Origin of the sequence: Phaeodactylibacter sp., from assembly GCF_040219495.1 — a bacterium.
In the GTDB taxonomy this organism is placed as follows: Bacteria; Bacteroidota; Bacteroidia; order Chitinophagales; family Saprospiraceae; genus Phaeodactylibacter.
The window spans coordinates 62,083-71,780 of the sequence record NZ_JAVJSK010000067.1; the positions used below are offsets into that span (position 1 = coordinate 62,083).

General features: G+C 48.0%; 9 protein-coding genes. All 9 read right to left on the reverse strand.

Annotated features, from left to right (window positions below; all coding sequences use genetic code 11):
- Positions 1 to 21 precede the first annotated feature (21 nt).
- The 9 genes from RIC19_RS09960 to RIC19_RS10000 all read right to left on the reverse strand — a co-directional run bounded on the left by RIC19_RS09960 (position 22) and on the right by RIC19_RS10000 (position 9,409).
- Positions 22 to 2,409, reverse strand: coding sequence for a GumC family protein (locus RIC19_RS09960; protein WP_350178161.1), 2,388 nt, complete (start codon positions 2,407 to 2,409; stop codon positions 22 to 24).
- A gap of 326 nt (positions 2,410 to 2,735) precedes the next feature.
- Positions 2,736 to 3,104, reverse strand: coding sequence for a four helix bundle protein (locus RIC19_RS09965; protein WP_350178162.1), 369 nt, complete (start codon positions 3,102 to 3,104; stop codon positions 2,736 to 2,738).
- Positions 3,105 to 3,606: 502 nt separating this feature from the next.
- The gene (locus RIC19_RS09970; RefSeq protein ID WP_350178163.1) at positions 3,607 to 4,398 is read right to left on the reverse strand and encodes a polysaccharide biosynthesis/export family protein; all 792 of its coding nucleotides are present in this window, start codon (positions 4,396 to 4,398) and stop codon (positions 3,607 to 3,609) included.
- Positions 4,399 to 4,626: 228 nt separating this feature from the next.
- Complete coding sequence (locus RIC19_RS09975; RefSeq protein ID WP_350178164.1) at positions 4,627 to 5,016, reverse strand: GxxExxY protein; 390 nt, start codon at positions 5,014 to 5,016, stop codon at positions 4,627 to 4,629.
- 309 nt (positions 5,017 to 5,325) lie between these two features.
- Complete coding sequence (locus RIC19_RS09980) at positions 5,326 to 5,565, reverse strand: hypothetical protein (protein ID WP_350178165.1); 240 nt, start codon at positions 5,563 to 5,565, stop codon at positions 5,326 to 5,328.
- Positions 5,566 to 5,744: 179 nt separating this feature from the next.
- Positions 5,745 to 6,308 (reverse strand): DUF4240 domain-containing protein, encoded by a 564-nt coding sequence (locus tag RIC19_RS09985; protein WP_350178166.1) that lies wholly within the window; start codon positions 6,306 to 6,308, stop codon positions 5,745 to 5,747.
- Between the two features lie 236 nt (positions 6,309 to 6,544).
- Positions 6,545 to 7,615 carry an NAD-dependent epimerase gene (locus tag RIC19_RS09990; protein ID WP_350178167.1) on the reverse strand — a complete coding sequence of 357 codons (1,071 nt, stop codon included), beginning with the start codon at positions 7,613 to 7,615 and terminating at the stop codon, positions 6,545 to 6,547.
- A gap of 255 nt (positions 7,616 to 7,870) precedes the next feature.
- Positions 7,871 to 8,257, reverse strand: coding sequence for a GxxExxY protein (locus RIC19_RS09995; RefSeq protein WP_350178168.1), 387 nt, complete (start codon positions 8,255 to 8,257; stop codon positions 7,871 to 7,873).
- A gap of 792 nt (positions 8,258 to 9,049) precedes the next feature.
- Complete coding sequence (locus RIC19_RS10000; RefSeq protein WP_350178169.1) at positions 9,050 to 9,409, reverse strand: hypothetical protein; 360 nt, start codon at positions 9,407 to 9,409, stop codon at positions 9,050 to 9,052.
- Between the last annotated feature and the right edge of the window lie 289 nt (positions 9,410 to 9,698).

The window sequence follows — 9,698 nt, forward strand, 5'->3', positions numbered from 1 at the left end:
ATACACTCTAGACTTCTTTCCCTAAAACAATTTCCATCTCTTCTTCTTCCGATCCTCCTCATAGTACCCATACCCATACCCATACCCATACCCATATCCATATCCGTACCCATACCCATACCCCTTACCCGCCTTCACCCCATTCAGCACAATAGCCGGGTTCTTCAGCTTTTGATCCTTCCGCATTTCCTCCAGCCCGCTCAGCATTTCCTTAGGTGTTTTGCCGTAGCGGACCGAGAATAACGAGATATCGGTATAGGGCTCCAAGAGGAAAGCATCGGCTACGAGCCCGACCGGAGCGGTATCAATAACGATGTAATCAAATTGCTGCTTGAGTTCTGCAAAGAGCTGAGCGGTTTTTGATCCACTCAAGAGCTCTGCCGGGTTTGGTGGTATCGGTCCACTGGGGATAAAAAACAGGTTTTCATTGATTTCTGTGGGTCGGATCAGGGCATTGATGTCAATATCTGCTACGAGGTAGTTGGTAATTCCTTCCCCTTCATAATCCGACTCTTCGGTCAGGTATTTGGATAGCTTTGGCTTACGGAGGTCCATACCTAGTATGACCACCCGCTTCCCGGTCAGCGATAGCGAAATCCCCATATTAATAGCAATAAAGGTTTTACCATCCCCACCCATCCCTGAGGTAATCAGAATCGTCTGTTTATTTTTCCCCTGCGTGAGGTAATTCAGGTTGGTCCGCAGTAGGCGGAACATCTCCGCAATGCCGGTACGGCTATTGGCTTTGACTACGATAGGGTTGCCGCTCTTACTTTCAGCAATCGCACCCAAAACCGGCGTTTGGGTTAACCCTTTAATATCCGCTTCACTGTAGATTTTATTGTCCAGCATTTCCCTGAGGAAAATCAACCCAATGGGCAAAGCAAATCCAAGCATTAACCCAATGGCGTAGATTTGCATAGGGTTTGGCGAAATCGGCCCTCCACCAGCAATAGCCGGGTCAATCACCCGTGCATTAGGCACGGTAATCGCCGCCGAAAGCGCCGTTTCTTCCTTTTTTTGCAACAGGAACAAAAACAAGGCCTCCTTAATATTCTGTTGCCGCTTAATTTCCAGCAATTCCCTTTCCTGACGTGGGACCTGATTGATGCGTGTTTGCAGCTCACCAAGCTTACGCTGTGTCTCCCGTATTGAGAGCTCAAGGTTTTGCCGCACCGCTTCCACACTCTGCACAATATTCTGCCGCATCCCCAGCAGCTGTTCATTCAGTGCAATCAGCTGCGGGTTATCCGCCCCGGCTGCCCGCTGCAGCCGTTCCCGGTCCAGCAACAGCTCATTGTACCGTTGAATTTGGGCATCCAAGCCCCCTGCATCTTCCAGCACAATATTGGCCGGTATTAATTCATATTGCGCTACATTACCACTGCTCAGCATCTCCTCCACCGTCTTCAGTAATTCCAACCGGATTTGTTCCTGTGTGAGGGCATTATCGTAGGACGCAATTTCACTCAGTACCATACTGACCGTAGTGCTGGCTTCGGTTGGGATTTCGTTCCGCTCTTTATACTGCTCCAATCCACCTTCTACATCGCTTAATTCAATCGTGAGCAACCGCAGCCGTTCGTCAATAAACTTCAGCGTCTTCTTCGCTACCTGATTTTTATCATCAATAGCGGCTTGGTTGTAGACCTCCACGAGTTTATTGAGAATATCCACTGCCTTCTGACGGTTAGGATCGGTTATTTGGAGGTTGAGTACACTTGCATAAGTTTCTCCTACCGTACTTATTTTAAGTGAGCCAAGGTATCTCCCTGGCCCTATTCCTGTTCGGATTTGGATTCGGGTTGGACTACTCCTCTCTTCAGGGCGGAACCTCAACCAAAAAGTATCCCGTTCGATGATAAGGGGGGACGAAAAAGCGTGGACACTTTCTGTTTCGTTTTTCAAATCCAGTAAGGTAAAAGAAGCATCATCATTGACGAGGAGTTCCAGCGTTACTCCCTGAGGTTTACCCTCCCAGTGCACAGAATCTAAAACCACCGGTGAATTTTGGTAGAATTCCGTGTTTTTAAATCTTCCTAACCCAACATAAGATGTGGTAAGTCCTAGTTCCTCTACCACCTCCTGCATGAGGGTACGGGACTTTAGTATTTGTATTTCATTTTCGAGATTATTATTGGGTCTCAGCATACCAATTTCCTGGAAAACCGCTTCTTCCGATAGCCCACCACTTTTCTCTTCTTTAATTAGTATTTTCTCACTAGCCTGATAGATGGGTATGGTGTAGCGGAGATGCATGCGTGCCGCAAACAGTCCAACGCCTACACACAAGAGTATCCAATACCAGTTGCGTAAAAAGGCAAATAGTAACTCCTTTATATCGATGAAATCCCCATCGTTTTGGTCGGGTTGGATGAGGTCGGCGTTGTTTAGGTTATTGCTTGTCAAGGACTGTGTTAGTTGATAAGTTGAGTGGCTGCGCCAGTTGATAAGTTGATAGGCGTTGCTTGGGCTTTGGTTAGTTTATGAGTTGAGTGCTGCGCTGGGGCTTTGTCAGTTGATAAGTTGAGTGGCGTTGCCAGTTGATAAGTTGATAAGTTGATAGGCGTTGCTTGGGCTTTGGTTAGTTTATGAGTTGAGTGCGTTGCTGGGGCTGTTGTTAGTTGATAAGTTGAGTGGCTATGCTGGGGCTGTTGTCAGTTGATAAGTTGAGTGGCGTTGCCAGTTTATAAGTTGAGTGCTGCGCTTTGACTATGCCAGTTAATAAACTCCCCTCAACTCCTAATTTGCGCTTTTTTCAAAGCAGTAAGCATTCTAGAAATCTCTACAGCCTGTGCCCTAAGGTTTTGATAAGTAGCATTATCCAAATACTCAAGATCAAAGCTTAGTATGAGTTGGTTAACGGACTCCATCAGACTTGAATAAGCGACTGTGGTGAAATGGGCCTGGTCTTTTGATGTTTTTCGTGCTGTCCCTTCCGCCAAATTAGAACTTACGGAAATGGCTGATCTTCTTAGCTGACTTGTCAATCCGTACATCTCAGATTTAGGGAAGTCCTGAGTAACCTTATAGATCCCAGCTGCATAGATTCTTGACTTTTGCCAAACACTTAGTTTTTCGAAGCCGAAAGTGTAGGTGTTCATGAGGGGGCTATGCTTGGGCTGTTGTTAGTTTATAAGTTGAATGGCTTTGCCAGTTGATAAGTTGAGTTGCTGTGTTTGGGCTGTTGTTAGTTTATGAGTTGAGTGGCTTCGCCAGTTGATAAGTTGATTTGCGTTGCTGGGGCTATTGTTAGTTTATGAGTTGAGTGCTTGGGTGCTTCTTGGGGTAGTTGAGTGCCTGGGTTTTCCCTAGAGAGTTTAGGGCTGTACTTCTCCACTCCTCAACCCGCTCCAGCCCAAGCTCTGCCCTCAACTCTTCAACTCCTCAACTTTTCAACCCACTCTAGCCCACGCCTAGCCCTCAACTCCTCAACTCGCTCTTGTACCCGCCTTGGTCTCCACTCCTCAACTCGCTTCAGCCCGCGTCTCGCCCTCAACTCCTCAACTTTTCAACTTCTCAACTTTTTTTGCCTGCGCCAAGCCCCCTCAACTCCTCAACTTTTCAACTTCTCAACTTTTTTTGCCCTCACCAAGCCCCTCAACTCTATATATTACTAAGCGTTAATGCCAAAGTCGTCAATGCAGTTATCGCCGAAAGCCACGGCAAAATTCTTGTCGATTGATCTCGGATAGAAGCCGTACGCACCGGAAGCGGCTCCACATAAAGGACATCATTCTGCTGCAGGTAGAAATAAGGAGACTGGAATATATCCCGGTCCTGAATATTTAATCTTGCATACTCTCGTCTACCATCTTCTTCCCGAATCACGAGGATATTGGTACGGTTACCGTAAGACGTTACGTCTCCGGCAAGCCCAAGCATGTCCAACACCGTCACTCGTTCATTGGCCACAAAGAAAGTTCCCGGTCTCGAAACTTCCCCCAATACCGTAATCCGGAAATTCAAAAACCGGACAGAAACCACCGGGTTATTCAAAAACGGCTTCAGCTTTTCCAGTACAATCTGCCGGATTTCATCGGTTGTTTTTCCCAATACCTTGATTTTCCCCAGCATCGGCATATCGATGGTCCCTTCCCGGTCTACGAGGTAGCCGATGAGTGGGCGCATGCCGCCACTGGCATTCATCATCTGCATGTTCATGTTCTCCGGGTCAATATTAAAAGGCATTGCTGCGATGGGGTCGAGGGCTTTTATCCGTATAGAGAGGAGGTCGTCCGGCTGTATCGTCAGCTGTGGCAGGTTTTGAATCTCTACCGGGGTGGTGGGGAATTCTGGGCCGGTGTTGAAGTTTAGGAGTTCATCGTGCGTAACACAAGAGGATAGGAGTAGGGCGATTAGGGTGTAGAGGGTTATGTTTTTTATGGTGGAGGTCATTTTTTGGGATTTATCTACGGATGTTCTTGAGTGGGGGTTGATCCACAAATGTTCGCAAATGGGGGGTGTCCACAAATGGGGATTGTCCACAAATTTGCTCAAATGGGATTTTTCCACAAATGTTCTCAAATATGGGGGCACAAATGGGCGCAAATATTTGTGTGTATTTGTGTACAGATATTTGTGAGCATTTGTGGAAAAGCATTCGTGGAGAATCCCATCCGTAGATCACAAAATTACCCGCTTATACTGCAGCCTTGAAGTTCCAAAATTAAGGATAAGCCCCAGTTTCAGATTGGTAGCTTTAAGATAGTTGAGCACTTGTGCCAGGTGGTCTTCGTGTATGTTGTCCATTGCTTTCAATTCTACTATGACTTCATTGTAGCAGAGGAAGTCAGCGAAGAAGCGTTTGTTGAGCAGTTGGTTTTTGTATTGTACGGATAGTGGTTGTTCTTTTTGGAATGGGATTTGCCGGTCTGTCAGTTCTATAGCCAGTGCTTCCTGATAGACGGATTCGAGGAAGCCATTTCCCAGTTCTTTGTGGACTTCTATGGCGGCGCCTATTATGTTGTAGGTTTCTTTGCCGAGGTAGTATTCTTCTTGTAGTAGGTGTTGCACTTATTGGGGGGATTTATCCGCAGATGTTCTCAAATGGGATTGTCCACAAATGTTCTCAAATGGGGTTTTCCACAAATGTTCTCAAATGGGGGAGATCCACAAATGGTCTCAAATGGGGGGGGCACAAATGTTCTCAAATGGGGGGGGCACAAATGTTCTCAAATGGGGTTTTCCACAAATGGTCTCAAATGGGGTTTTCCACAAATTGGGGGCACAAATGGTCGCAAATATTTGTGTGTATTTGTGGATAGATATTTGTGCGCATTTGTGGAAGAGCTTTGTGCGCATTTGTGGAAAGTCCCATCCTGATTAAAAGTGTCTCTTTTTCTCCAGGTAAAGATCATAATCTTCATTAGCCATTACCGTACCGTTGAGCAGTTTTTCTTGTAGCGGGGTATACTTAGGCTTATCGTCATTGGGTGTGGATACGGTTTGCTCTTTCTGTCTTACGGATTCAAGCGTGGACTGCATGAGTAACTCAGCGAGTTCTAGTTTTTCTTTCCAGCTGAGCTGGCTTAGGTAAGTATGGTATAGTTGATTGATGTTCATGGTTCTAATCTTGCTTTCTTTATTGGAACGCTTTAGGGGGTTGGGTGGTTCCGGGGGGGGGTATGGTGTTGTGGTGTTGTGGTTTTCCTGGGGTTGTCTGGTGTTTTGGTTTTGTGGTGCTAGGGCTGGTCCTTTAACCTTGGCAGCTTTACACTTTAACCTTGCTTCTGCCATACCACTCAGTCTCTCCAGCCCTGCTTATTGCTATACGTCTCAATAGGGTAGGCAGGTATGTAGTCGTAGGGTTTTCCGGTTTTAAGCTCGAAAGCCTCGCTGGGTATGTACAGCAGGGACTCGAAGGTCAGGTCTTTGGGCATTGCTTCTGGCTTGCTCAATACTTCTTCGTAGTAGTCTTTGCCGTTGGCGATGACGCATGCCCGGGCGTACAGGAAGTTGTCTACGGAGAAGTAGGTAACCGGATGCCAGGCGTCCTCGCCAATGTGTAGGGCGTATTGTTTTTGGTCGAGCCGGTATAGCTTTTCAGAGAGCAGGTCGGCAAAGCTATAGATAGCTTGAGCGTTGAGTTGGGCAAGCTTTTCTACTGCCGGGCGGACGATGGCTTCATCTGTTTTGGCTTCCCAGTCCAGCAAGTCAATGATTCCCCAGAAGTCTTGTTCGTTCAAGCTGCTACCGGGCGCTGCCTGAAGGATCAGGTTGACTTCTGCTCCGGGGTATTTTTCCTGTAGCTCTTTGAGTATGTCTTCGTTGAGCTGGTGGATGGGTATTTTGATGGATTGGGTCATGTTGTTGTTTGGATAAGTCGCTTTTAAGTTAGGTTTTTTTGGGGAGTGGGGCAAGACTCTTCCATAGATGTTCTCAAATGGGGTTGTCCACAAATGGGCTCAAATGGGGGCACAAATAGGCGCAAATATTTGTGTGCATCTGTGTGCAAATATTTGTGAATATTTGTGGAGAAACATCCGTGAGCATTGGTGGATAGCCCAGTCCATAACAACATTCATTCAACCACATTTCAGTTTCACTTCGAGGTTGGGGCTTGGACTTTATAGTATTCCAGGTACCAATCCACGAAAGCATCAATCCCCTCCTGAATCGTTGTTTCTGGTTTGTAGCCAAAATTATCCATTAAGTCCTGCACATCCGCGTAGGTAGCGGGGACGTCACCGGGCTGTATGTCCATCATATTCTTTTCGGCGGTGATGCCCAGTTTATCCTCAATCGCTTTGATGAAGTCCATAAGTTTGACCGGGTTGTTGTTACCGATATTGTAGACCTTCCAGGGGGCTACGGAGGAGTCGGGTAGGGGAGCGGCACCGGTCCACTGCGGGTTGCCCTGCGGTGGGTTATCGATGACGCGCACCAGGCCTTCCACGATATCGTCCACGTAAGTAAAGTCGCGCACCATATTGCCGTGGTTGAACACTTTGATAGGCTCCCCTTTCAGCATGGCATCGGTAAAGAGGAAGAGCGCCATATCCGGCCGGCCCCAGGGACCATAGACGGTGAAGAAGCGCAGCCCGGTAGTCGGCATCCCAAACAAGTGGCTGTAGGTGTGGGCCATCAGCTCATTGCTCTTTTTGGAGGCGGCGTAGAGGGAGATGGGGTGGTCCACATTATCGGCGGTAGACAGCGGCATTTTTTTGTTCAGTCCGTACACGCTCGAGCTGGAAGCGTATGCCAGGTGCCCAACCTCGTGGTGGCGGCAGCATTCCAGTATATTGGTGAAGCCAATGATATTGCTGTCGATGTAGGCTTGTGGGTTGATGAGGCTGTAGCGCACGCCGGCTTGTGCGGCGAGGTTGACTACCGCATCAAACTGTTCGGCTTTGAAGAGCTGGTTGAGCCCTTCGCGGTCCGTTAGGTCTAGCTTGACGAACTGGTAGTTGTCGTGGGTGCTGCTTTTTACGGGCTTACCGTATTCTATGGCATCGGTATCAATGCCCGCGTTCTTTAGTCGGCTGTATTTGACCTGTGGGTCGTAGTAGTTGTTGATGATATCGAGGCCGGTGACTTGGTCGCCTCGGGCGGTGAGGCGGTTGGCTAGGTGGTAGCCGATGAAGCCTGCGGTGCCTGTGATTAATACTTTCATTCTCTTTAATTTAGACACGGAGGCTCGGAGTACACGGAGGTTCACGGAGTGTTTTTCTCAGTGATCCTTTGTGTCACAGTGCCTCAGTGGCTGTTATCGTCACGGAGGCTCGGAGTACACGGAGGTTCACGGAGTGTTTTTCTCGGTGGTACTCTGTGTCTTAGTGCCTCAGTGGCTGTTATCGTCACGGAGGATTTTCTCAGTGGTCCTCAGTGTCATCGTGTCTCAGTGTCTATTTCCTCTGCGCCTCTCCCCTCAATTAACGATACGAGTAATCCCCTGCCGGAGCACAGGCACATTAAAGTTAATCAGGTACCCCAGGCGCTTATTGGCTAGTTTGAGGTGGCTGAGGAGTTGAGCCTTCCACAGGTCATTCATTTTCTCCACGGCTTTGAGCTCGCAGATGACTTTACCTTCTACAAGGAGATCTAACCGTAGCCCTTCTTCGAATGTGATATTATCATATACAATAGGAAGATGGAGTTGCCGGTCGACTTTAAGGTTCAGTTTTTTGAGTTCGTGTGCGAGGCAGACTTCGTATATGCGCTCTAGTAAACCTGGTCCCAGTGTTTTATGTACCTGTATGGCTGCACCGATTATTTGGGTGCCGATGTTGTTGGTGTGTTGGGGGATGGGGGTCATGTTGTTTTTAAGACACGGTTTTGTAGACACGGAGGCTCGGAGGGCACGGAGGTTCACGGTTTTTTAGACACGGAGACTCGGAGTACACTGAGGTTCACAGAGTTGTTTTTCTCAGTGGTTCTCTGTGCCGTAGCGCCTCGGTGTCTGTTGTTGTCACGTAGGGATTATATCTCAGTGATCCTCAGTGTCACGGTGCCTCAGTGTCTATTCCCTCTGCGCCTCCCCTATACGGCTTCGCCAACGATAAGTCGCAAAGGGCTTATCCGTTGTAGCAAATAGGTTGCCTTCGCCAGCAAGGTGCCGGCTTAGCATTATGGGGAAGATCAGCGTTTTTTGCCCGGTTTTCGGCGGAGGAAGCAGCGGTTTTTGGTGGAACCTGCCGCTTGTCAGCCTAAAACTATCGACTAGCATTGTTTGCTGATCTTTTAGGTTTTACAAAAGAACGAAGGGTTGCCGATAGTGCCAAATTTTGGAGGGTTTTTTCTTTTGGGGAGTTTTTTGTAAGGGGGAGTTAGTTGGTTAGCCACGGAGCCACGGAGCCACGGGGGCACGGAGGTTCACGGAGGGGGTTTTTATAGTCACGGAGGCACGGGGACGCGGAGGTGCACGGAGGTCGTTTTCTCAGTGGTCCTCAGTGCCTTAGTGTCTCTGTGGCGAAAAAAGTAGTCACGGAGGCACGGGGGCAGGGAGGTTCACGGAGACTGAAGCGGCATCCCCTCTCTGTGATCCTCAGTGTCTTAGTGCCTCTGTGGCGAAAAAAGTTGCAGCACAAACATTACTGCTCTTTGACGGCTACGGTCGACCTCGGTCCAGGATCTCAAAAACCCGCTGCCGGTATTCCGGTGACCGGAAAAATAAACGTAACCGGTTTGCCAATTGCCCTACAGGCCATATAAACCCTACGAATTTTATTAATCGCTCCTTGTAGGAAAAGTAAAGCTCCCAGGTTTTCCACATCATAGGGGACCGGAGCTTTTGTAGGAAAAGGGACTGCCGAAAGGTGCGCTGCTGCGGTAAAACGGGGAAGAAGGGGCTGAGTAAAGCCGTAAAGCCTTTGACTACAGGGTCTTCCTGTTGTAAGGCGCTTAGGTCGGGGTATTTTTTCAGCAAAAGGAGCATATCGTAGGCAGACCGGAAGCTGATAATCAACATAATACCTCCCGAGTCTTTTATATGCCAATTGTAAGCCGTAAACATCAACAAGTGGGAAGGATGAAGGATAAATAGTCCGTGCTCTACCTGCACTTTTCCGGAAAGCACCCTTTGGGCATTTAGGTATTCTTTGTAGTTACTTTTGCTAAGAGCATGTTTGGAGCGGTTTTGTCATGAAAATCAAGGATTTATGGCTCTGGCGAAGTCACTAAATTTGAGTTTAGCGGGCTAAATGAAAATTTAGTGAGGAAGTCAGGTTCATAAAGCGTTGATTTGCAATAGAAACGAG